27 protein-coding genes and 2 pseudogenes are annotated in these 26,496 nt (G+C 69.5%); 8 read left to right on the top strand and 21 right to left on the bottom strand.

Translation table 11 applies throughout. From position 1 onward, the window contains the following. Nucleotides 1-175: 175 nt before the first annotated feature. The 3 genes from AC0665_RS32140 to AC0665_RS32130 form a co-directional block, all read right to left on the bottom strand. Nucleotides 176-664 (bottom strand): hypothetical protein, encoded by a 489-nt coding sequence (locus AC0665_RS32140; protein ID WP_478608567.1) that lies wholly within the window; start codon nucleotides 662-664, stop codon nucleotides 176-178. Nucleotides 665-702: 38 nt separating this feature from the next. Beyond that, nucleotides 703-1,077: a peptidase inhibitor family I36 protein gene (locus tag AC0665_RS32135; RefSeq protein WP_468412430.1), complete on the bottom strand. Its 375-nt coding sequence runs from the start codon at nucleotides 1,075-1,077 to the stop codon at nucleotides 703-705. A 165-nt stretch (nucleotides 1,078-1,242) separates the two neighbouring features. Further along, nucleotides 1,243-1,665: a DUF350 domain-containing protein gene (locus tag AC0665_RS32130; protein ID WP_363119634.1), complete on the bottom strand. Its 423-nt coding sequence runs from the start codon at nucleotides 1,663-1,665 to the stop codon at nucleotides 1,243-1,245. Nucleotides 1,666-1,830: 165 nt separating this feature from the next. On the opposite strand from AC0665_RS32130, the gene AC0665_RS32125 reads away from it, so the two are divergent. Both AC0665_RS32125 and AC0665_RS32120 read left to right on the top strand, forming a co-directional pair. Further along, nucleotides 1,831-2,577: a 2-phosphosulfolactate phosphatase gene (locus AC0665_RS32125; RefSeq protein WP_478608569.1), complete on the top strand. Its 747-nt coding sequence runs from the start codon at nucleotides 1,831-1,833 to the stop codon at nucleotides 2,575-2,577. A gap of 121 nt (nucleotides 2,578-2,698) precedes the next feature. Further along, complete coding sequence (locus tag AC0665_RS32120) at nucleotides 2,699-3,754, top strand: enoyl-CoA hydratase/isomerase family protein (protein WP_478706379.1); 1,056 nt, start codon at nucleotides 2,699-2,701, stop codon at nucleotides 3,752-3,754. A gap of 192 nt (nucleotides 3,755-3,946) precedes the next feature. Here AC0665_RS32120 and AC0665_RS32115 read toward each other — a convergent pair whose 3' ends face one another. Both AC0665_RS32115 and AC0665_RS32110 read right to left on the bottom strand, forming a co-directional pair. After that, a complete protein-coding gene (locus AC0665_RS32115; protein ID WP_363119631.1) occupies nucleotides 3,947-4,987 on the bottom strand; it encodes a vWA domain-containing protein in 1,041 nt (346 codons plus the stop codon). A 95-nt stretch (nucleotides 4,988-5,082) separates the two neighbouring features. Next, a complete protein-coding gene (locus AC0665_RS32110; RefSeq protein WP_468412422.1) occupies nucleotides 5,083-5,622 on the bottom strand; it encodes a phenolic acid decarboxylase in 540 nt (179 codons plus the stop codon). A 94-nt stretch (nucleotides 5,623-5,716) separates the two neighbouring features. On the opposite strand from AC0665_RS32110, the gene AC0665_RS32105 reads away from it, so the two are divergent. Continuing rightward, nucleotides 5,717-6,148 (top strand): MarR family winged helix-turn-helix transcriptional regulator, encoded by a 432-nt coding sequence (locus AC0665_RS32105; protein ID WP_478608574.1) that lies wholly within the window; start codon nucleotides 5,717-5,719, stop codon nucleotides 6,146-6,148. Nucleotides 6,149-6,351: 203 nt separating this feature from the next. On the opposite strand, the gene AC0665_RS32100 is transcribed toward AC0665_RS32105, so the two are convergent. The 5 genes and pseudogenes from AC0665_RS32100 to AC0665_RS32080 all read right to left on the bottom strand — a co-directional run bounded on the left by AC0665_RS32100 (nucleotide 6,352) and on the right by AC0665_RS32080 (nucleotide 11,663). Continuing rightward, complete coding sequence (locus AC0665_RS32100) at nucleotides 6,352-6,759, bottom strand: hypothetical protein (protein ID WP_478706426.1); 408 nt, start codon at nucleotides 6,757-6,759, stop codon at nucleotides 6,352-6,354. An 83-nt stretch (nucleotides 6,760-6,842) separates the two neighbouring features. Beyond that, nucleotides 6,843-7,223 (bottom strand): annotated as a pseudogene (locus AC0665_RS32095) (Ku protein); the annotation flags it as partial. A gap of 71 nt (nucleotides 7,224-7,294) precedes the next feature. Next, nucleotides 7,295-7,666 carry a hypothetical protein gene (locus AC0665_RS32090; RefSeq protein ID WP_468412416.1) on the bottom strand — a complete coding sequence of 124 codons (372 nt, stop codon included), beginning with the start codon at nucleotides 7,664-7,666 and terminating at the stop codon, nucleotides 7,295-7,297. A gap of 326 nt (nucleotides 7,667-7,992) precedes the next feature. Further along, on the bottom strand, nucleotides 7,993-10,200 hold the full coding sequence (locus tag AC0665_RS32085; protein WP_478706378.1) for an RICIN domain-containing protein: 2,208 nt from the start codon (nucleotides 10,198-10,200) through the stop codon (nucleotides 7,993-7,995). A 77-nt stretch (nucleotides 10,201-10,277) separates the two neighbouring features. Further along, on the bottom strand, nucleotides 10,278-11,663 hold the full coding sequence (locus AC0665_RS32080) for a ricin-type beta-trefoil lectin domain protein (protein ID WP_478706377.1): 1,386 nt from the start codon (nucleotides 11,661-11,663) through the stop codon (nucleotides 10,278-10,280). A 358-nt stretch (nucleotides 11,664-12,021) separates the two neighbouring features. Here AC0665_RS32080 and AC0665_RS32075 point away from each other — a divergent pair, with 358 nt between their 5' ends. Then, nucleotides 12,022-12,813 (top strand): TSUP family transporter, encoded by a 792-nt coding sequence (locus tag AC0665_RS32075; protein WP_478706376.1) that lies wholly within the window; start codon nucleotides 12,022-12,024, stop codon nucleotides 12,811-12,813. A 27-nt stretch (nucleotides 12,814-12,840) separates the two neighbouring features. Here AC0665_RS32075 and AC0665_RS32070 read toward each other — a convergent pair whose 3' ends face one another. From AC0665_RS32070 to AC0665_RS32030, 9 genes are all read right to left on the bottom strand, one after another. Beyond that, on the bottom strand, nucleotides 12,841-13,464 hold the full coding sequence (locus AC0665_RS32070; protein WP_478608583.1) for a hypothetical protein: 624 nt from the start codon (nucleotides 13,462-13,464) through the stop codon (nucleotides 12,841-12,843). A 50-nt stretch (nucleotides 13,465-13,514) separates the two neighbouring features. Next, nucleotides 13,515-14,153, bottom strand: a complete 639-nt coding sequence (locus tag AC0665_RS32065; protein ID WP_468412777.1) for an HAD family hydrolase — start codon at nucleotides 14,151-14,153, stop codon at nucleotides 13,515-13,517. Nucleotides 14,154-14,294: 141 nt separating this feature from the next. Beyond that, nucleotides 14,295-15,434 (bottom strand): acyltransferase family protein, encoded by a 1,140-nt coding sequence (locus tag AC0665_RS32060; RefSeq protein WP_478706375.1) that lies wholly within the window; start codon nucleotides 15,432-15,434, stop codon nucleotides 14,295-14,297. 226 nt (nucleotides 15,435-15,660) lie between these two features. Further along, nucleotides 15,661-16,137: a hypothetical protein gene (locus tag AC0665_RS32055; RefSeq protein ID WP_478608588.1), complete on the bottom strand. Its 477-nt coding sequence runs from the start codon at nucleotides 16,135-16,137 to the stop codon at nucleotides 15,661-15,663. A gap of 104 nt (nucleotides 16,138-16,241) precedes the next feature. Continuing rightward, nucleotides 16,242-17,393 (bottom strand): S1 family peptidase, encoded by a 1,152-nt coding sequence (locus tag AC0665_RS32050; protein ID WP_478706374.1) that lies wholly within the window; start codon nucleotides 17,391-17,393, stop codon nucleotides 16,242-16,244. A gap of 408 nt (nucleotides 17,394-17,801) precedes the next feature. After that, nucleotides 17,802-18,170 (bottom strand): peptidase inhibitor family I36 protein, encoded by a 369-nt coding sequence (locus AC0665_RS32045; RefSeq protein ID WP_468412402.1) that lies wholly within the window; start codon nucleotides 18,168-18,170, stop codon nucleotides 17,802-17,804. Further along, nucleotides 18,167-18,454 (bottom strand): NAD(P)-binding protein, encoded by a 288-nt coding sequence (locus tag AC0665_RS32040; protein WP_478706423.1) that lies wholly within the window; start codon nucleotides 18,452-18,454, stop codon nucleotides 18,167-18,169. The genes AC0665_RS32045 and AC0665_RS32040 overlap by 4 nt, the downstream gene beginning before the upstream one ends. Nucleotides 18,455-18,947: 493 nt before the next feature. Further along, entirely contained in the window at nucleotides 18,948-19,454 is a 507-nt protein-coding gene (locus AC0665_RS32035; protein WP_478608595.1) for a DUF6624 domain-containing protein, read from the bottom strand. Between the two features lie 288 nt (nucleotides 19,455-19,742). Next, complete coding sequence (locus AC0665_RS32030) at nucleotides 19,743-21,227, bottom strand: MFS transporter (RefSeq protein WP_478706373.1); 1,485 nt, start codon at nucleotides 21,225-21,227, stop codon at nucleotides 19,743-19,745. Nucleotides 21,228-21,470: 243 nt separating this feature from the next. On the opposite strand from AC0665_RS32030, the gene AC0665_RS32025 reads away from it, so the two are divergent. Both AC0665_RS32025 and AC0665_RS32020 read left to right on the top strand, forming a co-directional pair. Further along, nucleotides 21,471-22,415, top strand: coding sequence for a helix-turn-helix domain-containing protein (locus tag AC0665_RS32025; RefSeq protein ID WP_478608599.1), 945 nt, complete (start codon nucleotides 21,471-21,473; stop codon nucleotides 22,413-22,415). Between the two features lie 323 nt (nucleotides 22,416-22,738). Next, on the top strand, nucleotides 22,739-22,906 hold the full coding sequence (locus AC0665_RS32020; RefSeq protein ID WP_363119613.1) for a hypothetical protein: 168 nt from the start codon (nucleotides 22,739-22,741) through the stop codon (nucleotides 22,904-22,906). A 122-nt stretch (nucleotides 22,907-23,028) separates the two neighbouring features. On the opposite strand, the gene AC0665_RS32015 is transcribed toward AC0665_RS32020, so the two are convergent. Then, nucleotides 23,029-23,418: a thiol-disulfide oxidoreductase DCC family protein gene (locus AC0665_RS32015; protein ID WP_478706372.1), complete on the bottom strand. Its 390-nt coding sequence runs from the start codon at nucleotides 23,416-23,418 to the stop codon at nucleotides 23,029-23,031. Nucleotides 23,419-23,972: 554 nt separating this feature from the next. Here AC0665_RS32015 and AC0665_RS32010 point away from each other — a divergent pair. Continuing rightward, complete coding sequence (locus AC0665_RS32010; protein ID WP_468638855.1) at nucleotides 23,973-24,395, top strand: DUF6924 domain-containing protein; 423 nt, start codon at nucleotides 23,973-23,975, stop codon at nucleotides 24,393-24,395. A gap of 44 nt (nucleotides 24,396-24,439) precedes the next feature. Here AC0665_RS32010 and AC0665_RS32005 read toward each other — a convergent pair. Then, nucleotides 24,440-24,743, bottom strand: a pseudogene (locus AC0665_RS32005) (IS5 family transposase); the annotation flags it as partial. A 248-nt stretch (nucleotides 24,744-24,991) separates the two neighbouring features. Here AC0665_RS32005 and rox point away from each other — a divergent pair. Next, the gene (gene rox, locus AC0665_RS32000; protein WP_478706371.1) at nucleotides 24,992-26,455 is read left to right on the top strand and encodes a rifampin monooxygenase; all 1,464 of its coding nucleotides are present in this window, start codon (nucleotides 24,992-24,994) and stop codon (nucleotides 26,453-26,455) included. The last annotated feature ends 41 nt before the right edge of the window (nucleotides 26,456-26,496 follow it).

Raw genomic sequence — 26,496 nt, 5'->3', positions numbered from 1 at the left:
TCCTCTCGGTTGTGGGGAGCTGCCCTGCAAGAGGAAGGACGGGAGCTGTGCGTTCACTGTGCGGTGGGAGTTGATGCCGAGGGTCGGCCCGTAGAAAGGGTGCCGGTGCATGACTCGGCCGTCCCACGGCGTCTGTGACGCGCCGCGGGACGGCCGGTGGCACCGCGGTGCCGGATCAGCAGTTACGGACGGACCACACCGGGTCCCAGTCCTGCGTCCCCACCTGCGGTGGGGTGAAGGCCCGCAGAACCTGGCCCTGGGCGTTGTAGAAGTACGAAGTGACCGAGCCGGTCTGCTTGTTGAGGTAGTAGCCGGTGCCGAGCCAGTTGGACAGGCTGTACCGGTTGCAGGTGTAGAGGAAGAACACCTTCCACTTCGCCACGGTCGGGTCCCACACCTCGAGGCAGAGATTGCCCGCGTTGCAGTCGAAGGTCTCGTTCTCCGCCCGGTGGATCCAGCGGGTGGAGGGAGAGATGGTGGGGGAGACAGCGGCGGGGACGGGCCGGGCGGCGGCCCCCTGCGGCGCCGGCGGCGCCACGAGGGCCCGGTCGCCACCGTGAGGGTCCGCCGGTGCCGCCGCCTGGGCCGGACCGGCCAGGAAGGTGGCCATCAGCGCCCAGGTCAGGACGGCGACGACACTGAACAGGGGACGTGTGAAACGCATGGAACGCGACCCTCCTTCGTTCGGCCGGACGTCGTTGCCTAGCACTCGCCGCGCCACACGACCTTGACGATGCGGGTGCCGGGAGCGGCATTGCCCTTGTAGGCGCCGGGCCCCGGGTTGTAGTGGAGGCAGACGGTCTCCGTGCCTCCCTCGACGGCGTACGTCATGTCGACGTGGTCGGCGCCCGGGAACCGGATGCCGTTGTTGAACGCGGAGCGGAAAGTGACGCTCCCGGACCAGTTCCCGGCGGTCTTCAGCACGAGTTGACCGGTCTGGTTCTCCCCGCTGTAGGCGCAGAAGTATTCCTTCGGACAGCCGGGCGGATTGGCCTCCGCGGAAGCACCCGGCGCGGTCGCCAGCACGGTGGCGAACGCGGCGGCCGCGACGGCACCGACAGCAGCACGCTTGCGCATGTCGTTGTTCCCCCTGTGGGTCGGTTCGTGAAGATCCTGGTCACGTGCGTCTTCAGGCTGCCCGGCGTGGCGCCCCCGTGCCAGGTCATTCGAACCCCGTCGAAAGCACCTGGTGAGCGCCGCCCGCCGAGGCAGGTCTCGAACCCGGAGGAACAGGCGGGCGGTTCAGGCGATGGACGCCGAAATGACGGCTGCGACAGCGAGGTTGCAGGAGGCCGTCACCCACACCGCCGGATGGGGCTCGGGTTCGACCAGCGTCGCACCCAGGCGTCCCGGCGTGACCAGGTCCACCACCCAGAACGCCACCGCCATCATCACCAGGCCCAGCAGCCCGAACGCCGCGGTGGACACCAGTCCCTTGCCGAAGTCCTCGTACGTCGTCCAGATGGACGTGAACACGATGCCGCCGATACCGAGCAGGGCGGAGCTGAGCACCGTGGCGGCGTTGCGATTGCGTTCCTGCCAGATCTGCCGGCCGAGCTTCCCGGGCGTCAGCACATCGACCAGGACGATGCCGAGGACCAACAGAATCAGCCCCAGACCGCCGTATGCCGACGCCCGCCCGAGTCCGTTGACGATGTCGCTCATGGGATTGGCAACTCCGAAGCGTAGAAGATCATGACTGATCGCGGTCAAGGAGAGGCAAAATCTAGCGCACACCTGCCGACCGCCGGACGGCGCCCGGGGGCCTCCGGGGACCAAGGCATCGCCGGTGGCGGGTGCTTCGAGTCGGTGATGCGGGATCATGACCGGATGGAGACCCGTTTTCATGGCATCGCCGAGATGGTCGAAGTCCCGTCCGTGGCCGTCGTGGTCGACGTCATGCGCGCCTTCACCGTGGCCGCGTGGGCCTTTGGCCGGGGTGCGGAGAAGATCGTCCTCGCCGAGTCGCTGGACGAGGCCCTGGCACTCAAGGCGCGCCACCCGGACTGGGTGGCACTCAAGGACGGCCCGCCCGCGCCCGGGTTCGACACGGTCAACTCACCAGGCCTGCTGCGCTCCCTCGACCTCGGCGGACGGACCGTCGTGCAGAAGACCACGGCGGGAACGGTCGGCGCCCTCGCGGTCAAGGACGCGTCACTGGTGTTGTGCGCCGGCTTCGTGGTGGCGGGAGCGACGGCTGGGCTCCTGCGCAGTCGGGACTGCGACAGTGTCACCTTCGTGGTCACCGGCGAGGACGGGCGGGCCGAGGAAGATCTGGCGTGCGCCCAGTACATCGCCCGCAGGGCCGGCGAAGGCGAGACGGACGCGGCCGGGTTCCTGCGCCGCGCCGCCGCCTCCCGTGCCGCCGCCGAACTGGCCCAAGGGGTGCGCCAGGGGGTGCACCCCGATGACGTCGCCCTCTGCCTGGAACTGGACCGGTTCCCCTTCGCCATGGTGGCGGCCGTGGAAGACGCGCTCATGGTCCTGCGTCCGCACGCCCTGTCTGCGACGACCGACCCCGTGCACGTCACCCCGTTCCCCCACCGGCTCGCCGGGGAAGGTCATCGGGCACCGTAGGGTCGCTGTGGCGAGGCGGCTCGTCGCCGGCAGCGGCGGGACGCAAGCACCGGCCCATGAGCGGAAAGGATCGACCAGACATGCGCGGCATCGTGGCCCACGGCCCGGGGGAGGCGTTCCGATGAGCGGAAACGAGGAACCGGAACCCGTCCTCTTCCACACCGGCGGGCGCGTCGCCCGCATCACGCTCAACCGGCCGCGGGCCCTGAACGCCCTGACCCACGCCATGGTCCGCCGCATCGACGAGGCGCTCACCCGGTGGGAGCGGGACCCCGCCGTGGAGACCGTCGTCATCACCGGCGCGGGGGAGCGCGGCCTGTGCGCCGGGGGCGACATCCGTGCCATCCACGACGACGCCCGCGACGGTGACGGCACGGCGACCGCCGCGTTCTGGCGCGACGAGTACCGGCTCAACGCCCGCATCGCCCGCTACCCCAAGCCGTACGTCGCCGTGATGGACGGCATCGTGATGGGCGGCGGTGTGGGTGTCTCGGCGCACGGCAGCGTCCGTGTCGTCACCGAGCGCTCCCGGATCGCCATGCCGGAGACCGGGATCGGCTTCGTACCGGACGTGGGCGGCACCCACCTGCTCTCCGCGGCCCCCGGGGAACTGGGCACCCACCTCGGCCTGACGGGCGCCCAGATCGGCGCCGCGGACGCGGTGCTGTGCGGACTCGCCGACCACTTCGTGCCGTCGGCCGAGCTGCCGGAGCTCCTCGACGCGCTGGCCCGGATGCCCGCGCGGGACGCCCTGGCCCGCTGGGCGCGCACTCCACCGCAGGGCGTCCTCGCCACCCGCTCCGACTGGATCGACGCCTGCTACGCCGCCGACACCGTCGAGGAGATCGTGCGTCGGCTGTTCGCGCACGGAGACTCCGCCGCCAAGGAGGCCGCGGAAACCCTGCTGGCCAAGTCACCGACCGCCCTCAAGGTCACCCTCGCGTCCCTGCGCCGAGCCCGGGAGCTCGGCCGGCTCGAACCGGTCCTGGACCAGGAGTACCGCGTCTCCTGCGCCGCCCTGGACACTCCCGACCTGGTGGAGGGGATCCGTGCCCAGGTCGTCGACAAGGACCGGAGGCCGCGTTGGTCCCCGGAGACCCTGGCCGACGTCACCGACGCCGATGTGGAACGCTTCTTCACCCCGCTCGGTGAGCGCGAACTCGGACTTTCGGACTAGGGGCTGTCTCGTAGGTGCTGGTCACGGGTGACGGGTCGAAGCACGACAGGTGTCACAAAGGCAGGCTTGTCGTCACCGGGACCACTCCTTCAGTGCAGGGTGATTCTCGCGGCGACGGCTCATGACGAGTAATCGGCGAGTTGCTGACGGGAATGTGGTCAGCAACTCGCGCGCATTCTTCTACGGCGTCGGTCAGAGCATGAGCAACAGCCGGGTGTTGGGGACAAGTTTCCGGTTGACGCTGGTGCTCTGCACGAAAATGGTGAAGTGGTCGTTGTGGTCCGGCTTGACGCGGACTTCCGTCTGCGGCAATCCGAGCAGGGTTCGCGCTGCCGGCCCCGTGTACACGCGGTCCGTCTTCTTCTCCAGCACCGCGATCTGCTTCTGCGCCTGTATCTTCTCGGACTTGCTGAGTTGGTAGAAAGCCGCACCGGTGCGATAGGTGTGCCCGCATTCGGTGACCCACTCCCTGATCCCGGCGTCGCGAGCCACCGGGATCAGCTGGTACTTCGCCGGATCGATCGGCGTGAGCCCTGCGGCCTTGATGGTGTCCTCGTTGACCGCTTCCGCGCCGGTGGAGAACACCGCACGGGAGCCTCGGATGCCCTGGGTGCGGCCCATCATGAAGTTCTCGGTGGCCTGCCGGATGACCTGCCCGGCCTCCTCCAGGCCCTGGGTGCTGGTGGCGTCCCAGATGGCGATGTTGTCCTTGGGGAAACCGCACTGCATGGCCTCGCGCTTGCCCATCTGGTCGGGCACCAGGACCGCCAGTGTCCAGTTGTCCTGCTGGGTCTCGATCATCCGGGCCACGGCCTGGACCAGCTGACGCGGATCCCGTGACGGGGCGTCGGGGCAGCGGTGGCTCGCGTTCTCCTGACCGTCGGTCAGCACGAAGGTAAGGAAGCTGTGGTCGCCGTACAGCTGGGCCGTCTGCGCCAGTTCACCCTGCGATTTCAGGGCGGCTGCGAGGAGGGCCGTCATTCCACCGGTCCGGTACAGCTGCTTCAGGGACGGCATGCGCAGGACGTCCTTGTCGTAGATGACGCACTCCACCTTGTCGGCGAAGACGTACACCGTGACGCGGGTTTCCTGGTCCAGTTCCCGAGAACGCCGGGCGAGATAGGCGATCTGCTGGTCGGCGACCTCGACGACTTTGCGACTCAGGTGCGACATGGACGAGCTCGCATCCAGCACGAGAGCGACGTGGTTGATGTAATTCTGGCTTTCGGACATCACAGCTCCCCCTTGTTCCGGCTTGATGTTCCGATCCTCTCACCCACCACTGACAATCGATTGTGGATCCGGTGCCGACGAGGCCCGCGGGCCGGTCAGTTGGTGCGGTCGGACCAGCCCTGCGGAAGGTCGCCGGGGGCCGTGGAGACGACGGTGTCGTCATCGGGGCCGACGAACTCGAAGAGGGTGATCCTGGCGAACTCCGGTACCACGTGGAGCGGGTAGGTGGGGCCCTCGTCGCGGTACCTGCGCATCTCGTCCAAGTGGTCGTTCTGGTACAGGACGGTGCGCTCGCCGTGCTCCTCGACCCAGCGGGGGAAGAAGATCACGCCGTGCAGACGGCGCTTGCCGGGCATGACGTTCACACAGACCGACGTGCCGGTCGGCTCGTTCCAGGAGACCTTGTAGTGGTCGTCGTCCAGTTGGACCAGATCGACCTCCTGGTCCTTGACCCAGCGGCCGCCCACCATGCCGGAGTGGATCCGGTAGTCGATGGTGGTCGCGTTCTTCACGTACATCTCGTACTGCCAGCCGTTGGCGTAGGTGTAGATGAAGCGGTGGCCGACGATCCCGGAGAGCTCCTGTGGGGGTACGGGGTTCTGGACGGTGGTCTCGTGTGCTCCCTGGCTGGCCATGCGAGGTGCCTCCTTGTCGTGCTGTGGTCGGTGACAATCAATTTTGTCACAAAACTGTTTTGCTGCAAAACGACATCGAAGGCATGATGAGCACATGGACACCGCGACTGCCCTCGGCCGCCTCATAGGGCCCCTGCGACGAGCCGTGCTGGTCCGCACCCGCCGCGCGGCGGACCTCCCGGACCTTCCCGAGGCGCAGATCGAGCTGCTGAGGGTTCTCGCCGACGCCGGAGCCCTCGCTCCGCGCGAGGTCGCCGCCCGCCTGCGCGTAGCTCCGTCGACCGTCAGCAATCTGGTCCGCGCCATGACCGCGGCCGGCCTCGTCGAGCGCAAGCCGTCATCGACCGACCTGCGTGCGGTGACCCTCACGGCCTCCCCTCATGCGCTCGACCTGCTCAGCCGGTACGACCGGGTGAGCGCGCAGGCGCTGAGGCAGGCCCTGACCACCTTGGCGCCGGACAGTCGACAGGCCATCGAGGAGGCGCTCCCCGCGCTCACCGAATTGATCGGCGCCCTGGAGGAGTAGCGCGGCTGACCGACGCCGGCGCGGCGGACGCTGGGCGCGCGTGGGCGCAGGGGGCTCCGGGGGCCGGTCCGGGCGACTCCGGGAGCCGGTTCGGGAGAGGGAGGCATGAGACTCACGGATCGGGGTAAGCGCTTGCAGCCGGACGGGAAGGGCCGCGACACCTGGGGAGGTCGAAGCGGCCCTTCCCCATCCTGCTCCAGGGGTCAGGCAGCGCTCTTCTTACGGCCACGCCCCGTGCGGGCCAACGCGTCGATGAGCTCCTCCCGGCTCATCTTCGACCGCCCGGGGACCTTCTGCTCGGTGGCCCGCTGGTACAGCTCGGCTTTGCTCTGCTGCCGTAGCTCGCGCTTGTCGGTAGTCCGTCCGACGCGGGGAGTGGAGGACGCACGGCCGGTCTTCGCCGGCCCCTTCCCGCGAGCCGACTTCCCGGCGGTCTTCGCGGCCGACTTCTGCTCCCCCTTCCGCGCCGGGCCGGACTTCCTCGTTCCGCGCCCGCCGCGTACCTGGTCGACGCTGCCCTGCAGCGCCTCCATGAGATCGAGGACATTCGCGGCCGCCGGTGCCTCATCGGCCGCGGCGATCTCCTGGCCCTCGGCCTTGGCCTTGACCAACGCGCACAACTTTTCCTGATAAGTGTCGGGTAGCGCGACGGCTCCCACGGCCCGCTGAGCGAGTCGACCAGCTGGAGCGCCATGTCCAGCTCCTTGCCCTTCCCCGCGCGGCCGGAGGGCAGCTCGGGCAGCTCCTCGCGCGGGTCACGCACCTCGTCGGCCCAGTGCAGGGTCTGGAGCACGAGAACCTTGTCCTCGGCGCGCAGGGCGGTCAGATACTGCTTGCCACGCATCACGAACGTGGCCACACCGACCATGTGGGTGCGGTCGAGTGCCGCGCGCAGCAGTTCGTAGGCCTTGGTGTACTCCTGGCCGCGCGGGGCGACGTAGTAGGTGCGGTTGAAGTAGACAGGCTCGATCTCCTCCAGGTCGACGAAGTCGGTGATCTCGATCGTCTGGGAGCGACCGGGCGCGATCTCGTCCAACTCGTCGGGTTCGACCAGGACGTACTCGCCCTCGCCCACCTCGTAGCCCTTGACGATGTCGCACCGGCGCTCCCCGTATGCCCGCGTGGGTCCGGGGGACGGCAGGCGCTCTACGACACCAGCATCCGCGTCCACACGACGGCCAGAAACGTGCAGGCGAGCGTGAACAAGCCCTGCACAACCGCCGTGACCGGCATCTTCAGACGGGCGTGGACGTAGGCACCGGTCGCCGCCACGACGGGGACACCCCAGACGACGCACCAGATCAGCAGGGGCGTGTCGCGCGAGTGCGCCGGACGGGAGGTGTACGGCGACTGAGCGGTTCCCATGCCCACAACGAGGAACATCACCACGGCGACGGCGACGATGACGGTGTCGGCGACGGCGAGCAGGAGGGCGACGGCGATGTCGGTCAGCCGGGAAGGGCGCTCGCCTCGAGCCGGTGCCGGGGAGTCCTGGTCGTCCGTGGGAGGTGAGGACATGACTCGACTGCATCACGGAATGGCGGGTTCGGCACCGCCCGGCGCGGTGAAGGAGCCGGACTGTGACCATCGAGCACACTGCCGGGGTCCGGCGGCACCTGCCGCCGGGCCCCGGTGGGTGTCCTCAGGGGCGCCCGCATCACCCCGGTGTCAGCCGGAAGCTCCGCCCGGCCGGGTCGTCGCACGGCCGTTGCACCAGTCGGGGGAGTCCCCGGTACCTCCGACCCACGTGCGGCTGTCGACGAGGAAGCGGTTCGGCCTCGCCGTTCGCGAGCGGGTTCCCGTCGGTGGCCGCCGTGCGGCTGACGTCGCTGCCGCGAGCCGCCTCACGGGTAGCTCACCAGGTTCGCCACATTGGTCGAGGAGTTCGAGGGGCCGCCCCGGTCGTTGATGACGTGCCGGATGGTGCCGGTGCCGCCGAGCGAGACGGTCACCATGTTCCGGAAACGCACGTTCGGATTGTTCGGCACCTCGAAGGCGTGCTCCGCGGTGACGGACGGGTTCACATTGAAGTAGCAGTAGCTGCCGAGCCCGTAGGCCTGGTGGCTGGTGACGGAGTCGGCGACCTTGTAGGCGGCGTAACCCTGGGTCGAACCGTTCATCCAGGCCGCCTGCTGGGGCGGGTCGTACGGCATCTCGTTCTGGTAGAAGTACGTCCGGCCGCCGTTGCCGTTCCAGATCGTCTGGTGCTTCTGGTAGTGCTCGACGAACAGGCCGTACATGGTCACGTCGTCCCCGTTGACGACGAGTCCGGTGTCGGCGGTGTTGGTGTTCCAGCCGATGCCCGAGCCGTGGTCACCGCGCCAGATCCACATGTGGTCGCCGATGACGTCGTCGCTGTTGACGACGAGACTGGTGGTCGCCTTCCCGACGGCGGCACCGCCGACGCGGAAGTACACGTCGTGCAGGGAGGTCGGGTTCGCCGTGTGGTCGGCGGAGGCTCCGGACGGCCCGATCTCCACCAGGGAACGGGAGTTGGTGGTGCCGGCGTCGAAGAGGACTCCGGCGATCTTCACTCCGTCGACGTCGGCGACGGTCATGGCCGTGACGCCGTTGTCCGGGATGAACGTGGCGAGGCCCAGCCCCAGCACGACAGTGTCCGGACGGGTCACCCGCAGGGTCTGATCCAGGTGGTAGACGCCCGGGGTGACCAGCAGGTTCTTGCCCTCCGCGAGGGCGGCGTTGATCTGCGTCGCGGTCGCGCCCGGCTTGACGACGTGGAACTGGTCGATGCCGAGCGAGGACCCGGCGGCGTTGCCGTTCGCCCAGGTGGTGGCCGAGGAGTCGGTCCGCACGGACGGGACGAATACCTTGTAGGCACCCGTGCCGTCCACGTACAGGAAGGGCTTTTCGCGGACGGTGGGGGTCTGGTTCACCGTCGCGTAGGGCGGGTTGGGGAAGGTGTTGCCCGGTGCCCCCTGGCTGCCGACGAACACCATGTTCCAGTTGGCGCCGGTCCAGCTGCCGAGCTGGGAGTTACGGGTGAGCCACTGCTGCTGGGTGCCGGAGCGCACCTGGCCGTCGATCTTGCTGTCGGCCATGAAACCGCCACTGGACCAGCCGCCGTCGCTGAGTTCGAGGTTGCCGCGGACGTGCATGCGCCGGTACCCGGACGCCTGGGAGACGGCCCACCGGTCGGTGCCGCCGGTCGGGTTCACCGACAGGTTCTCCGCCCCGCGCCAGAAGTTCTGGGTGGCGTTCTGCGGCGGGAACCAGTCGGCCTCGACGTGGACGGCGCCGTTGATGGTGACCGAGTCGGGTGACTGTCCCAGACCCAGGACCTGGGTGTAGAAGCCGACGTTAACGTCGTTGCTGTACGTGCCGGGCTTGAACATCACCGCGTAGCGCTGGGAGCCGAACTGGTTCGTCTCCTGCTGCTGGAAGATGGAGTTCAGCCGGCTCTGGATCGTGGACGACGGCATCGACGGATCGAAGACGGCCACGTTGGGACCGAGGTCCACGTCGCCCGGCGCGGTGCTCACCGGCGCGACCTGGAAGCGCTGCGCCGCCGTGCCGTTACAGGTGTACTGGACGAGCTGGACGCTGTCGGCCGTGGAGGCGGACGGGACGTCCAGACACTTGCCGCTGTGCCGGTTCACGAAGTGGTAGGCGCCGCCACCCTCGTCGACGGCCCGCCACTGCTGGTTGTCGCCGCCGCCGTACGTCCACAGGTGCACCGCCGCGTTGTCGGCGGTGGACACATCGCTCACGTCCACGACCTGCCGGGCGTCGTTGCGGTTGCCGATCCGCACGTAGCCGTCGCTCGTCGGGGTGAAGCTCCACTGCTGGGCGGTGCTGTTGTTGCAGGCGTACTGCTGCACGGCGGTGCCGTTGACGGTGGCGGCAGCCCGGGCGTCGAGGCACTTGCCGCTGCCGTTGTTCACCACCGTGGACCAGCCGGTGGGCAGGGCTGCCGCGGCCGAGGAGGCGGCCTGAGCCGGCGGGAGGCCGGTGAGGATCGAGGCGGCGGTGGCGGTGGCGGCGAGTGCCGCGGTCCAGCGTCCGGCGATGGGCGGTCGGGGGAGTCGGAACACGTCTTCTCCTGTGCCGACGAAGCGGCGTGACGGGGAGGTGGGGGGTGGGGGAGAGGGGCCGCTGTTCGTGCGGCGCGTCAGCCGCCGTACTGGGCGAAGACCCGGGTGAAGTCCCACGGTTGCTGGGCGACGCCCGAGCAGGTGTCGACCCCGCCACCGGTGCACGGCCGGTCGCGGTTGACCGACCAGAACGTCAGCCGCGCGAGGTGACGCTGCTGGGCGTATCCGAGGATGGTGCGAAAGTCGGCCACCGTGACGGTTTCGCCGTTGTCGGTGATCCCGTTCATCGAGGAGACACCGGTGTGCCGGTAGGCCTGGTCGTCGGTGTAGCCGTAGGCGTTCTTCACCGCGGTCTTCAGCCCCTCGGCTGCACGGACGCTGAGCTGCCCCATGTCCTGCCCGGCACCGCCGAAGTCGAACGGCATGATCGTCCAGCTGTCGACGGTGAGGCCGGAGGCCGCGGCCTTGCTGATCAGACTGCTGTCCGGACCGTTCTGGCCGGTGCCGAACGTGAGGTACACCTTGATGCCGGGATTGTTGACCTTGACGGTCTTCAGAGCGTCGACCGTCCGCTGCTGCACGGTCGGGCTGTCGTACGCCGCCGCCTCGATGTCGATGTCGATGGCCTTGAGACCGTAGGCGTTGATGACCTTCTGGTAGGCGGCGGCCAGTTCACCCGCGCTGCCGCACGAGCTCTCCAGCTTGTTTCCGCTCCAGCCTCCGAAGGACGGGATGACGTCGCCGCCGGCGGCCCGGACGGTGTTGACGGTCTGCTGGTCCACGCCCCCTGTCAGGGGGCGGCTGCCGTCCCACTGCGGGTTGCAGTAGCCGTTGCTGAGGACGAAGGCGAGCGTGAACCACTTGACGCCGGTCGCGTTCATCACGGTGGTGGGATTCGGCGGGCTGCCCCAGCCGTTGTAGAGGTAGGGCGCCACGGCCATCGCGCCGGGTGCGGGAGCCGGGTCGCCGCCGGCCGGCGCGGTCCACTTCTGGTTGGCCGCCCCGGTGCACGTCCAGATCTGCAGCCGGGTCCCGTTGCCCGAACTGTTGCCGGTCGCGTCCAGGCACTTGTCGGCCTGTGGGTTGACGATGTCCCGTGCGGAGGTGACGGTCCATCGCTGGGCGGCACTGCCGTTGCAGTCCCAGAGCTGCACCCGGGTACCGTCGGCCGTCCCGCCCGAGGCGACGTCCAGACACTTGCCGAGCGCGCGGACGGTGCCGTCGCCACCCACCGTCCACTGCTGGGCGGCGGTGCCGTTGCAGTCGTAGAGCTGCACAGCCGTGCCGTTGACCGTGGCGGCACCCGCCACGTCCACGCACTTGCCGCCGATGCCGGTGATCTGGCCGGTGGCCGCCGCGGCGCCACTGGCGGGGATGCCGCTGAGGCCGACGAGGAGGGATGCGGCTGCGGCCGTGCCCAGCACGTGCCGCCCGGTGCGGCGGGCCACTGATGTGGTGGTCATGGAGTCACGTCCATTTCTGGTGACGCGCGGCTCAGCGACCGACGTGCGCGTGGATGCCATGGGCATGACAGTCGACGTCATGGGCCGTGGTGGGAGGGGCCGGTCGGCGAGCGGGGGAGTGGGGAGTGAGGGGTTGGGGGGTGAGGGCGGTGGCGGGGGAGGCTTATCTCAGTTCATGATTTAAGAAGTGACGCAAGCGGGTGTCAAGAGTTTGGTACAGGCCAATAGCGCCTCCCTCCGGCGGATCTGACGGCTGGTGAGGCGGCTCCCCGCTGTTCGTGAACATCACGTTGCCCGTACGCCCCTCTGCCCGAGCCTGCGTCAATACTGGTCAGGCTGTCGAGAGGTGGAGAGCTTGATGGAGTGGACGATAGGGGCGGGGCTGGCGGCCGGTCTGCTGATAGCGACGGTCACGGCACCGGTCGGTGTCTCCGGTGCCGTCTTCCTCCTCCCCGTCCAGCTCAGCCTGCTCGGCGTGCCGAGTCCCGCGGTCACGCCCACGAATCTGCTGTTCAACGTGGTGGCCGGACCGGGCGCCCTGTGGCGTTACCACGGCGACGGCGCTCTGCGCGGCGAACTGGCCCGGCGCCTGGTCAGATGGTCGCTGCCCGGAGTGATCATCGGCGCCGTCATCCGCGTCCACGCCCTGCCCGGCCCGGACGTCTTCCGCCTCCTGGTCGCCGCGCTCCTCCTGCCACTCGGCAGCTGGCTGTGCCTGCGCACGCTGCGAGGGAACCAGGCCGAGTCGCATCCCGGCACCGAGGCCGAACCCTCGCCGGGCACACTGGCCGCCCTGGCCCTGATCGTCGGGGTGGTGGGCGGGGTCTACGGCATCGGAGGCGGCTCCCTGCTCGGGCCGGTCCTCGCCGCCCGCGGGATGCCCCTGACCCGCGTCGCACCGGCCACGCTCGCCGCGACCTTCACCACGTCCGTCGCCGGAGCCGCCACTTATGCCGTGCTCGCCCTGACGAAGTCCGGCCCGGTCGCCCCCGACTGGTGGCTGGGCCTGGCCTGCGGCCTCGGCGGACTCATCGGCGGCTACCTCGGCGCGCGACTCCAGGCCCGCATGCCCGAGACCGCTCTCCGCCTCCTGCTCGGCACACTCGCCGCCGCCCTCGGCGCGCTGTACGTGGTCCAGTCGGCGAGTTGAGGGTCGGGCACCGGACGAGTGCTCCGCTCACCGACCCGGAAAGACGCCCGCCGGTATCTGCGCGTCCCTCGCCTTGTCCCCGGCGGGGAGTTGATCGGCGTAGCCTGCCTCGGTCCACACGAGCTTCTTGAACTGTTCCGGAGTGAGAACCCCTTGCCACGGAATGCCTCCGGGGCAGAACACCGAGGAGCAGTAGGCGCAGTAGTACGCCGGTCGCCACACCCGCTCCGCGCGACCGGCGCCTGCCTCGGCCGCGGCCTTCTCCCTCCGGTCACCGCGCACGACCACGAAGGTGCCGATCAGGCAGAGCAGAGCGAGCACCACACCGCCGACCGTGTAGAGAGGCTTGTCCTGCCGGACACCCATGTCCGCGAAGACGATGCTCATTCCGGTCAGCACCATGCCCTGTGCGGCGTGCATCCATCCGTCGCCGCTCTTGTCCGGCCCCGGGGCCAGCCGGCCGTACAGGTCCTCCCGCATCGCCCCCTTGCCGCCGCGGGCTTGCTCGACGGGCCTGGCCTCACCGCCACCGCATTTCGGACACTGCACCTCAACCGGCCTTTCGGCCCCCACGGACTCCATGATGATCAGCCTACCGATGCTCCGCACGGCGTGACCCGCCGCCGTTTCCCGAACGACGACGAAGGACACCGGACGACGCGGACTAACGCCGACCGGACGGCAGGGCGTGGCGCAGAGGCTCAGACCGCGGCGGTTGCTCGCGGGTCCGACACGCACGCCAGGATGTGCGGGGCGGCCTCCCGCAGGGTGGCGAAGTGGCGGTGCACGCCTTCCACCGCGGCAGGGCTGTTCACGCCCCACACCGTCATCCCCGCGCGCAGCCCGGATTGCACTCCGGACGGGGCGTCCTCGATGACCAGACAGTCGCTCGGCTCGGCGCCCAGCCTCGCAGCGGCCTGCAGATAGGGCACGGGAGAGGGCTTGCCCTCCTCCACGCTCGCGGCGTCCACGATCACCTCCGGTACGGGCAGGCCCGTTCGCAGGAAACGGCCGCGCACCCGGTGCTCGTAGTTCGAGGTGACCAGCGCCCAGGCAGCCGGTGGCAGACGGTGCAGCAGCTCCGGCGCGCCGTCGAACGCCGCGTAGACGCCGGACCGGACGTCCTCGTCCTCCAGCTCGTGCAGCAGGGCCAGGCACTCGCTCGGATCGCGGTCTGCTGCGACCTGGGCGAACGTCTCCATCGGCCGTGTCCGCAGAGCGACTTGGTAGACCTCGTCCGCGTCCAGTCCGTATCGAACGGCCCAAGTGCCCCAGACCCGGCGCTGGTTGCTCACCGCGTCGATCAGCGTGCCATCGACATCGAACAGCACGTGCTTCATGCGGCCCGGCCGCCCAGGGGTCGTCGTCACGCGTCGATCATGCCAGGTGGCCGGCGCCCCGCTACGGGACACCTCTCACGACCGACGCGGGCAGAACACCGTTCGCTCGCCACCGGGCTTCGTGCGGCCGGGCCCGGACGGTCAGCGGTCGCCGCGCAACCGCGCTGCGTGCCCGGGCCCCGCGTCCGCTGCCGGTGAGGACCTGCCCTGTGCGGCCGGCCGGCTCCAGCGGCGCACGGCGGGCCGTTCGACGAGACGGTAGAGCAGCCAGGCCAGGAGCAGGGTGATCGCCACGGTCAGGCCCGCGTCGAGCAGGGCCCGGTTGACCGTCGAGTGCCCGTACCAGCCGTCCGCGTCGGCCATCTGCATCGGGCCGTACAAGATGACCAGCCAGTGGACCATGTACAGGGCGAAGGAGATCTCGCCCAGGAAAATCATGGTGCGCCTGCGGAAGAAGGAGGGGCGGCTGCGCACATCGGCCGTGGCTCCGGCGGCGATGAGCAGGGCGAGGAAGAGCGCGATCGCGGACGTCTGGCTGTACATCTCCGGCACGAACCCGGCGGTGATGACGAAGCTCACTCCCGCCAGCAGCATGGCCGGGAGGAGCGGCAGGCCGATCCAGCGGCCGCTGAGCACGATCTGCGCCGTCAGCATCCCGAGCATGAATTCCAGCATCCTGCTGACGGGGAAGTAGTAGGTGAACCACAGCGGCCACCACGGCACGTCGGTGTTGGTCATCATCGGCTGGTCCGGCAGCAGCAGCGCGACGAACGGCAGCGTGCAGATCAGCAGTGCTACACCGCCCAGCCACAGCCACAGCCGTTCGACGCGGATCCTGCGCAGCAGCGGGAGCAGCAAGGGGAAGGCCAGATAGAACAACAGCTCACAAGCCAGCGACCAGGTGGGGGCGTTGGAGGTGTAGTTCAGCACCACTTCCTGGTCGGGAATCCAGCTCTGCACCAGGAACAGCGTGGGCACGGTGTTGGCCGCGGTCACCGCGTGGTTCGTGAGGAGCATCAGGGCCACGGCGGCGCCCAGTGTGACGAGGTGGTTCGGATAGACCTTCACGAGGCGCCGGCGCCAGAAGCGCCGACTGGTGTCGCCCGGCCGCGCCGCCCAGGTCAGCACGAACCCACTGAGGACGAAGAAGAAGACCACGCCTGTGGGACCCAGTGCGTAGACGTAGGGCTCCGTCCAGTTGAGCCAGGGTTTCTGGACGCGAGGTACGAGGACGATCCCGATATGGCAGATCAGCACCATGAACGAGGCGATGAAGCGCATCCCCGTGAGGGAGGGAAGCCTTGACAACGATATCTCGGGCGCTGTGGGAACCGCCGGTGCCGCCATGGTGCCTCCATGGTTTCCGAGTCGAGCGAATGACCACGCACCGAGCCTCACCCCGGTATGCCCCGAACATGGACCGACCCGCTCGAGTCAGGCTCGCGGCCGCGGGGGAGATGAGCTTGACGACTGTCGTCCAGCGTCGAGCACGGGTCTTGCTCGGGCCTCAGTCCCACGCGTTGAAGAGCACTCCGCCCAATGTGGTGATGCCATAGAGGCGAATTTCACGCCACTCGCCCTGAGTGAGAACCGAGGTGTCGACGTCCGTGAGCGGCAGAGTGAGCTGCGCGCGATCAAGCACCGCGAACCCGAAGTCGACAAAGGCGCGAGCCCACGGTGGCGGTGGGAGGAACTCCTCGGCGTACCAGTCCCGGCGTTCCCGAGCGAAGGCGATCCAGGGGTGGTGGACGTGGCACAGGACGATGCGCTCGCCTCTGCCCTCGACGACCGTCGCGGTGTGGAACGTACGTGGGTATGCCTGCTCTTCCATCTCGCCCACGTGGCCTTGTGCCGCCCGGGCGGCGGCGTACAGCGCTGCCCGGAACGTCCGCACGTCGGTTGCCGGTAGCGGCCCGTCCTTCGGCCGGAAGAAGCCGGTGGCGCCTCTCGGCAGCGTGAACGCTGGGTGTTTGTCTTCGGCCATGTGGCTCATTCTGCAGCGAACAACCCCGTGCCACGGACCGCGGTTCGAGCGGGCCCCGCCGGCGGCTGCGTGGACGGGACCCGCTCGGTGTGCTGCGCAGTGGGTCAGGCCGTGTGCAGCCTCAGCCCGTAGCGGTTGAGGATCTCGTTGACGGGCTGGTGCCAGGTCTCGCCGCCGCCGGTGCAGTTGCCCCAGCCGCCGGAGGTGACGCCCTGGGCCTGGGCGCCGCTGATGAACGAGCCGCCGGAGTCACCGGGTTCGGCGCAGACGCTGGTCTTCGTCATCTGGTGGACGGCGCCCTGGCTGTAGTTCACGGTCTCGTTCTTCGCCAGCACGGTGCCGCAGTGCCAGTGCGTGGTGGAACCGGAACGGCAGACCGAGGCGCCGATCGGGGCCTCGGCGGAACCGCGCACGAGCTGGTCGGGAACCGTGCCCCAGCCGAGCACCACCGGGACGGTCCACCAGCCGCTGCCCACGTTGACCCAGGCGTAGTCGTCCCCCGGGAACGACGACCCCTGGAAGTTCCCGATGTAGGACCGGTCCCAGCCGTACACGGCCGCGCTCGGCCGGCCGCAGTGCCCGGCGGTGACGAATCCGCCGTGCACCGAGAAGCCTATGGAGCAGCGCACGTTGCCGGTGTAGAAGGGATCGCCACCCACCGTGCCGGCGGCGAAGGTGCGCGGCGCGGCGGGGGAGTGGCGCACCGACACCGGGCCGGCCTGGCGAGCTCGGGAAAGAAAAGCCCGGACATCGTTGTCGTCCCGGTGTGCCGCGACGATGTTCACGACGACCCTGTTGGCCTTCGGGTCCACATGCCAGCTGCCGACGCCGGAAGGCGCGGGCAGCTCGTCCAGCGTGGCCTTGACCGCGTCGAGTTGGCGGGCGCTGTACCGCACGATCTGTACGTCCGCTCCGGTCGCGCGTACGGCTTGGGCACGCGCGGCTCGGGTGACGGCGACGGTGAGTCTGCCGCTCTCGGCGTCGAACCACGAGCCGGCGTATGCCGGACCGGCCACGTTCCGCGCCTCGCGTTCGACGGTTGTCGCGGTCTTCTCGGCGGCCAGGCGTGCTGCGGCCTCGTCCCGAGTGAGGCCCAAATCGCGCTGCATGGCGGTGAGAAGCGCGGCGGAGGCCGGTGCCTGGGCGGAGCGCGCGGGACGGTCCGAGGCGGAGGCCGGCAGGGCACTCGCGGTCGCCCAGGTGCCGAGGAGAAGGAGTGCGGACAGTCCGGTGCGCAGGATGGTGGTGCGTCTCAAGGGATGCCCCTTCGTTGTTCCAGCAAGGGTGGGGTGGAACAGCAGAGCTTGAGAGCGCTCTCGGATACGCGCGGCAGAGCCTAGCCCGTGATCATGGGAAGGTCTAGGCCTGTGGCCGACTGGGTGTGCGATGGGGCCAGTGGCTCGGCGGGTGCGCCGGACGCGCCCGTGCCGCTCGGCGGATGCGTTCCGGCGCGGCGGCTGGTGCTGAGGTGCCGGGGTGGTGGTCACGCACCAGGCGAGTCCCGGCCGCTGTCGTGCGCGTGGCTGGTCCTGGAAACGGCTTCGGTGCTGGGGCGGGAGGGCTGCGCCACGGCGGTGTGTCATGACATGGCGTGGGGGCCGGACACATGCCCGGCCCCCCAACTTCAGCCGTACGCCTCGGTCGAGGCGGCGTGAACGTGAGGCTCAGCAGCGCCCGCCGTTGACGCCGTCGATCCGGCCGCCGAAATCGCCCTTGTACGCGCGACGCCAGTCACCGTTCTGTACTTGGCGCGTCTCCTTCGGCTGCCAGTTGATGAAGCAGGCATCGGTGCCGGCCACGAACGAGCCGACGTTGTCATGAAGCCCCGGCGGCATGTCGCGGTAGCCGCTGCCGGTTGTCCATTCCCAGCTCGTGCCGTGGAAGTCCGTGCCGCTGTAGAAGCAGACGGAACCGCCGGGACATTGAGGTGGCGCGGCGGCTGACGCGCTTGTGCTCGGCACAACGACGGTGGCAGCGATGAGAGCGGCGACGAGGCCCCAAGTGCGCATCTGCATGCGGTTCTTGTCCTTCACGAGGGAGGCGCGAATGGTCCCTCTGATCCTTCCGGAAGGGGGAACGAGCCGGTATCGCCCGGCGGAGTGACCTGAGGCTGCCGGTCACCGAGGTGTCGTCGCGTCGTTCCTCGCAGATCAGTGCTAGGTGGTCCCGTCCGGTGCCGTGAGTGGTTCCGCGCCGCGATCACCGGCCTGCGTACTGCGGCGCCGGGCGTTCGGCCGGTCTCCAGGACCAAGGTGTCGATGCCTCGGTCCACGAGCTGGGCGGCGGAGGCCAGGCCGACGGGTCCGGCCCCGATCACGACAGCAGGCAACTCGGTGACGACGGACGCGCTCACGGCGACTCCTCGCGTGTTTCGACGTCTATCGATGGCATCTGTCGTCCAGCATGGCTCCTGTACCGATGGGTCGGAGTGCGGTGCCCTGCTGCCCGCCGCTGACCGAGCGTCCGATGAGTGCCGAGGAGGCCGAGACGGCGGACTCCGCCACCGCGCTCGGGCTGGCACCCGTGCCCGCCCATGGCGGTACCGGTCGGCCAGGATGCCTCAAGAGTCACGCACGAGGGCGGGGAGGCGTGTGGTCATGGGGAACGGGTCCTGGTCGCATGGGGAAGCCTTGGCTCTGCCGGCCAGGGTGGCAGCCGACGGAGTCAAGGGTGGCGGCCTCGTCGCCGGCGACCGCCACGACCTCGGAATAGCGGCCAGACCACTCCGGACAGGGGTGGTCGGCGAATCAAGCCCGCGGGCAGGTGAGCGCCCGGGCGGGGATCTGCGGCACGCGACTGAGAACAGCGCGTCAGGCCATGGAGAACTTGGCTACGTACTCGTCGAAGGGTTCGATGCCGACTTCCGCGCGGAGTTCGTCCATGCGCTCGGGCTCTTCACAGGGCCACGGAATCGGTGCTCCGTCCTTCACACCGGCGATCTGAGTGCCGTAGATTTGCTTGCGACCCTCATTGACCAGCGTGCGGTCGCGCAGGAAGGCCAGCTCGCGCGGGCCGGCCGAGCCCGCCGACACCGCCTGCTCCATCAGATGCAGGGCGCGGCGCTGAATGTCGAGCTGCCGGTCGGCGTGCTGGGCGATCAGCCATGCTGCGCGCGCGGCCTCCTCACCGACCAGTTCTGCCGTCGGCCAGCCGTAGTCGTCCATGATCTCGCCCAGCCGGTCACCGTGCCGGGCGGTCAGCCGCCGCCAGGCCAGTTGCTCGGCAGGGTCGTCACTGTTCGCGCGGACTGCGGACCGGTGATCGGCCGCAGCCATGTCCGCGAGCTCCACGGCCAGCGCGGCAACGTCGTGCGCCACTCTCAACTCCCGTATGAGGTCCCGTGCGTTGTACCGGTTGCGCCAAGCCTAAAGGCGCGAATAGGGCTTAAAGATCATTCCGGAGAACGGTGACAGGCGCTTCCCCGCACGGCGATAATGGATCTACCCCCCAAGCCGCAGCCGGATCGCTACACCAGCCACGGTGCCCTGGAAGCGCCGTGGTCGGGCCTGGGGAGCGCGTCGTCCAGGGCCGGGACGAGCCGACCCAGGACAGGACAGCGGCAACCACGTGAGCTCCCGGCCCTCGCGTCCATGCGCGGGCGCGGCTCAACTGCGCGGCAGCGCCAGGCGGGAGAGTGCGGCGGTGGCGAGGAGGAGGGCCGCGACGGCGAGAAGGCCGATGCGCATGCCCGGGAGGGAGAAGCCGCCGTCGGACGGGCCGGAGAGCAGGCCGCCGAAGAGGGCTACGGAGAGTGCCCCTCCCATCTGGCGGCAGGAGTTGAGGAGACCGGAGGCGGTTCCCGCCCGCTCCTGCGGGACGGCGTCCATCAGCAGCGCGGTCAGCGCCGGGACCGCGAGCGCCCCGCCGACGCTGAGCGGCAGCAGCAGGACCAGTACAAGCCACACGGGCGTGTCCGCGGCCAGCGGCAGCATGGCCACCATCGCCGCGGTGAAGACCAGTTGTCCGGCGACGATCACCGGGCGGCGTCCGACGCGTTCGGCCATGCGCGGTGACACCAGGTTGGTCGCCGTCACGACCGCCGACATGGGGACGAACATCAGCCCGGCCGCGATCGCCGACATCCCGCGCACCTGCTGGTAGTACAGCCCGAGCAGGAAGATCCCGCCGTAGAAGGCGGCGTTGACGGCGAAACCGACGGCCAGGGGGACCGCCACCCGGCGGTCCCTCAGCATGACCGGCGGGACCATGGGCCGGCGGTGGCGGGCCTCCACCACACGGAATGCGTACCCGGAGGCGAGGGCGAGCGCGGCGGCACTCAGGACGGGGCCGCTGGTCCAGCCCAGGTGACCGCCCTCGATCACGGTGAAGGCGAGACCGGCCAGGGCCACCACGGCGGTGAGCTGGCCGCCGATGTCCAGCGCGGCGGGCCGGCGTGCGGAGCGCGGCACCCGGACCAGCAGGGCCAGGATCACCGCGCCCACGGGCAGGTTGAGCAGGAACACCGCCCGCCACCCGGCGGAGTCGGTGAGCAGTCCGCCGAGGACCGGTCCCGCGGCCATCGCCACCGAACCGCCGACCGTCCACAGTGCGATGGCCCGGGCCCGGGCCCGCGCGTCGTCGTAGGCGTGCCGGATCAACGCCAGCGAGGCCGGCATCACGATCGCGGCGGCGGCACCCTGCGCGACACGCGCGGCGACGAGCATGCCGATGCCTGGCGCGAGCGCGCAGGCGAGGGACGCGAGGGTGAACAGGGCGATGCCCCAGGTGTAGGCGCGGCGGGCGCCGGTGCGGTCGGCGAGGGCGCCCGCCGAGAGCATCAGGGCCGCGAACATCAACGTGTAGGCGTCGACCACCCATTGCAGCCCCGACATTCCACTGTCGAGCGAGCCGCGGATCGCGGGCAGTGCGATGTTCACGGCCGAGACGTCGATGGTGATCACCGTGAAGCCGAGCAGCGAGGCGACCAGCGCGAGGCCAGCGCTTTGCGGCCCGGCCGCGGTGGGCGCAGACGTTCCGCCCGTCCGGGCTCGCTCCGAGGGCTCTTCCCGTACCCCGGGAGCGGGGGGCTGCGCGCCGGGCTCGGAGAGGGAGGCGGTGGGTGGGGAAGAGGCGGGGGTGGTGGCCGACATGGTGGACTCCCGGGAACGGCGCGAACGGCTTCGGAATGACTGACGGGGCGGACGACCGCGGCCCGCCGGGGCCGCGGACCGGTGTCACGCACCCCCTGGGCTCCGGCGGCCGGGCCGCCCGCTCCGGCATCAACTCTCCGCTTCCGCACGGTCGATCGGCAGACCGCGATCTGCCCCGGGTGCGGCGTTCCAGGCCCTGACACGGCCCCCCAACGCCTCTTGACCACCTGCGACAATGACCGGATGGCAGCAACGACGGATGCGAGGGGCACAGAGCTCGGCCGGTACCTGAAGGCCCGCAGAGCGCAGGTACGCCCGGAGGACGTAGGTCTTCCGGCAGGAGCGGGCCTGCGCCGCACGCCCGGCCTGCGCCGCGAGGAGTTGGCCGCGCTGGCCGGAGTGAGTGTCGACTACTACATCCGCTTGGAGCGCGGCCGGGAGACCAACCCCTCTCCGGCCGTGGTGGACGCCCTCGCCCGCACCCTGCGGCTGCGCGGCGACGGCTACGAACGCCTGCATGAACTCGCGGAACTGGCCTCCGGCCGTTCGTCCGAGCCGCCCGCCTGCTCGGACCACACCGTGCGCGACTCGGTGCTGCGGATGCTGGAGTCGATGCGCCCGCTGCCTGCCTACGTGGTGAGCCGGTACAACCGCGTGCTGGCCGCGAACCCGCCCGGCCGACGCCTGATGCCCGGCCTTTGGGACTGGCCGGAGGAACAGCGCAACCTGACCCGCTACATCTTCCTCCACCCCGTCGGCCGGACGCTCTACGAACCGTGGGAGGAAACCGTCGCCCTGTCGGTGGCACATCTGCGGGCCGTCGGCGGGGCGGACCCGGACGATCCCGAGCTGACCGTGCTGGTCGGCGAACTGATGCTGAAGTCACCGGAGTTCGCCCGTCTGTGGGAGCGGTACGACGTGTGCGAGCGGGGCGGCGGACAGAAGTCCTTCCGGCATCCCAAGGCCGGCCCGATGACCTTGACCTACGAGGTGATGCGACTGGCCCGGACGGGTGGCCAGCGCATGGTGGTCTACCAAGCGGCTCCCGGCACCCCGGACGAGGCGGCCATGCTCACCCTGGAGTCCGCGGACACCCAACCGGCATCGCGGCCCTCGAAGGCCCTGGGGCAGAACACCGCGCCGCGTTCCCCGGCCGAGTCCTTTCCTGCCCCTGCCTCCACGAGCTGACTCCTGCCTCTGCACGTGTGGTACCCCGTCGCATCTGGCGGGGTATGCCGGGGAGTTGAGAGATCTGGAGGCGGACGTCGGTGATGACGACTGTCCATGGCTCGCCCGGCCGCCCCGGCGATTCGGTGCGCCCCGTCGGCGACGATCAGGTCTCAGCCCGGGCTGTGCCGTGCTCATCCACGTGCATCGCGTGGGCACATGGCGTGTTCTGCGCTCTGCTGCGGCGGAAGGGACTACCCGGTACGAGTCCGCCGGAACTCTGGTGTCTGCGAGGGCGGAGGCGGGGCATACGGGCTTCACCCCTTCTGAGAGGAGCTCGTTTCATGCTCGGCATAGTCGCGGCGGTGCTGTTCTTCTTCGCGTTTTTGATCAACGCGGCGGAGCTCGGTACCAACGATGTGTTCTCTTCGACGAACGTCATGTTGCTGGGTCTGTTGTGCCTGGCACTGCAGGTGGCCGGGGTCGGCGGCGGCTGGGCCCGCAGACGATGACCTCGTGCTCCGCGGCTCCGCCGATGTCCCGTCGGCGGAGCCGCGGAGCAGTCGCTGTCCCCGCCCGACCGTGGTGATCGGCCGATCCAGCGGCAGCGAGGCTCCCGGCCACACTTCGTGGGTTACGCCCGGTGCGCCTTCGCTGTGGGTACGGCACACGCCGGGGTCCCTCCCGGCAGTCGCCCGCGGTTGTCGGCCACGAGTCGGTAGACGCCGTGGGCGGCCCACCGCATGGGCGGCAGAGTGAGGACGGCTCCCGGCACGGACCACACGCCGCCCGCGCTGAGCAGCATCTTCGCCACCGCCTGTGCACCGCCGTACACCCGGCCGACGGGCGTCACCCACAGGGCCTCGTAACGGGCACGCTCCGCCGTGACGCCGAGCGAGGCGAGATCGGCGTGCTGCCAGGCCACGACGTCACACCGAGGCCGCACCAGACGCCTGGCGACGCCCACCGACGTGGTGCAGAAGCCGCAGTCGCCGTCGAAGACGAGCACTGGTCGTGTCCCCACACATCCATGGTGCCGCACTCAGGGCCGGTGCGGTGCCCGACGGCGGCTGTGACGCCGTCCACGCTGTCGGCCTTGTCGCCGCCGTCCCTCATGTGCTGCCCGGGCCCGGGGTGTTCAGAAGCCCGCGATGGTGGAACTGATCATGAGAGGGCAGCATGTCCTCCTGGGAAACCTTCCGGGAGCGGCCCGGGGGAGAGGCGGTGACGACGAGTGGGTGAGCAGGGCGGGCGCGACTGGGTGTGCATGACCCCGGACGATTTCGACCGTGAGGCGCCGCCGCGTCCGGAGGTGGACGGACGGATCCCGGCGGAGCTGGACGAGTGCGGCACGGAACCCCTGTTCGGCGACGAACCGGCATCGCCAGAGGCAGACCGGCCCGCTCCGTGTCTGGCCCGGCAAGGCTTCCAGGGGGAGCTGTTCTGACCTCTGCCCGGTGATGCTCGAAGAGCGTTGCGCCTCAGCGGGGTTGTTTGGCATCGCCGGGTTGTTTGAGGGGTTCCGCGGGTGCGGTGGGTGTGACAGTCGATGTCAGTCTCGGGTGAGAGCATCACGAGATGCCTCTGCCTCAGCCTGATGATCTGACCTCGTTGGTACTCCGTACCGACTTCGGTGACGACGGAGCTTGGGATGCGGTTCGAGCTGCGCTCGACGCGGCCGATGAGTACCCCCATGCCACGTATGTCAGCGAGCTTCGCTTTGCCGACGTGGAGGTCCGGACATTGCTGGACGAAGAGGCTGCTGCGGATGAAGAAGCGCAGATCATCCACGTCTTTCTGGCGGACGCGGCCACGATGAGGGATCCGGATCACTCGCTCCTGGCCGTGGATCTCTGGGACGAGCCCGGGCGGACGTTCAGGCTCCCCGCTCAGTGGTTTCCTGAGGTCTCGGCCAACCTCAGCATCGCCAACATGGACTTCGCGGAGTTCGCCGACGCTGCTGATGGATCAGGGACCTTCCGCGGCTTTGACGAGGGCTGAAGCTCTATCCGGGTGAGCCATGTCTCGCGCCGGTTCAGCGCGGCTCAGCGGGTGAGGCGCCGGCTCATCAGGTCGATCATCGCAAGGCGGCCGAAGGTCCGCTCGCCGACCCAGTGCGGGATCACCTTGAAGTCTTTCCCGGCCGGGTCGCCATGGACGTCGATGCCAGACGGGCTCCGTGCTCGATGGCCGTGATTCGGTAGACGCTGTCGGCCCAGGCCTTGGTCACGCGCAGGTGAGCCCGCGAAAACGTGAGAGCACCTGGATACCGCCGGCGTTGTCGGGGACGCTGGCGGTGGTGACCAGCACGGCCAGGAGGAGGCCGAGTGTGTCGACGCCGATGCGACGTCAGCGGCGACGCCCGCCGCTGACCTTGCTGTGGCGAAGCCGCCGGGCTCGACCAGGGTGCCGCCAAAAGCGTTGGACGGCGCGAGGCCCGCCCTTGTAGCTTGCCGGGGACCGAGACACCGCCCGAGGAGGTGAGACCCATGAACGCTGTATCGATGTGGGTGCTCCCCCTTTCCGTCACGGTCAGGCGATCGACGTAGGTGTCGCCGGGAGTGCCTCGACCTCAGGCACTCCGAAAGGCAACACCCATGACCTCTTCGCAGTTCACCGTTGATCACACGCCCTTCGACCACGACGTGATCATTGCCGGGTGCGGACCGACCGGCGCGACGCTGGCCGCCGAGCTGCGGCTGCACGGCGTGCGGGTCCTCGTCCTGGAGAAGGGCACCGAGCCCGTGTCGTTCGTCCGCATCGTCGGCCTGCACATGCGCAGCCTCGAGCTGATGGCCATGCGCGGACTGCTGGACCGCCTGCTCGAACACGGGCGACAGCGTCCGGCCGGCGGGCTCTTCGCCGGCATCGACAAACCCGCTCCCAAGGGCCTGGATTCCGCATATGCCTACCTGCTAGGCATCCCGCAGCCGGTCATCGTCCACCTGCTCGAAGAGCACGCGGTCCAACTGGGCGCGCAGGTACGGCGCGGCCGTGCGGTGGCCGGTTTCCAGCAGGACGACGAGGGGGTGACCGTCCGTCTCGCCGACGGCGAACAGCTGCGTTCGCGCTACCTCGTCGGCTGCGACGGCGGCCGCAGTACGGTGCGCAAACTGCTCGGCGTCGCCTTCCCCGGCGAACCCTCGCGGACCGAGACGCTGATGGGCGAGATGGCGGTGGGCGTACCGCAGGAGGAGATCGCCGCCAAGGTGGCCGACATCAACAGGACCAACAAGCGGTTCTGGCTCAGACCCTTCGGCGCAGAGACGTACAGCGTCGTGGTCCCCGCCGCCGGGGTCAGCGAGCGCACGGAAGCACCCACCCTGGAGGATTTCAGACAACAGCTCCGAGCCGTCGCGGGAACCGACTTCGGCGTCCACTCACCCCGCTGGATGTCCCGCTTCGGAGACGCCACCCGGCTGGCCGAGAGCTATCGGGTCGGGCGGGTGCTGCTGGCCGGGGACGCGGCGCACATCCACCCGCCCACCGGCGGGCAGGGCCTCAACCTGGGGGTGCAGGACGCGTTCAACCTGGGTTGGAAACTGGCCGCGGACATCCACGGCTGGGCACCGGAAACACTGCTGGACACCTACCAGGCCGAACGCCATCCGGTCGCCGCCGACGTGCTGGACAACACCCGCGCCCAGATGGAGCTGCACTCCACCGAACCGGGCCCCCAGGCCGTGCGCAGGCTGCTCACCGAGCTGATGGACTTCGACGAGGTGAACCGGTATTTGGTCGAGAAGATCGCCGCGATCGACATCCGTTACGACTTCGGTGAAGGACCCGACCTGCTCGGCCGCCGCATGCGCGACATCGACCTGCAACAGGGCAGCCTCTACGGCCTGTTGCGTCTTGGCCGTGGCCTGCTGCTGGACCGCACCGAACGTCTGACCACCGGCGGTTGGTCGGACCGGGTGGACTACGTCGCTGATCCCGCTGCCGCACTGGACGGGCCAGGCGTCCTGCTGCGTCCGGACGGCCACGTCGCCTGGATCGGGGACGACCAGCGGGACTTGGACGGCCACCTCTCCCGCTGGTTCGGCAAGCCACTCGACTGACCCTGCTCCACCAGAGCAAGCGGCTGCTCCGGCCGGAACAA

This window comes from Streptomyces sp. NPDC043685 (genome assembly GCF_056436585.1).
The sequence above is the reverse complement of the archived record's forward strand: the minus strand, read 5'-3'. Positions and strand labels throughout refer to the sequence as shown.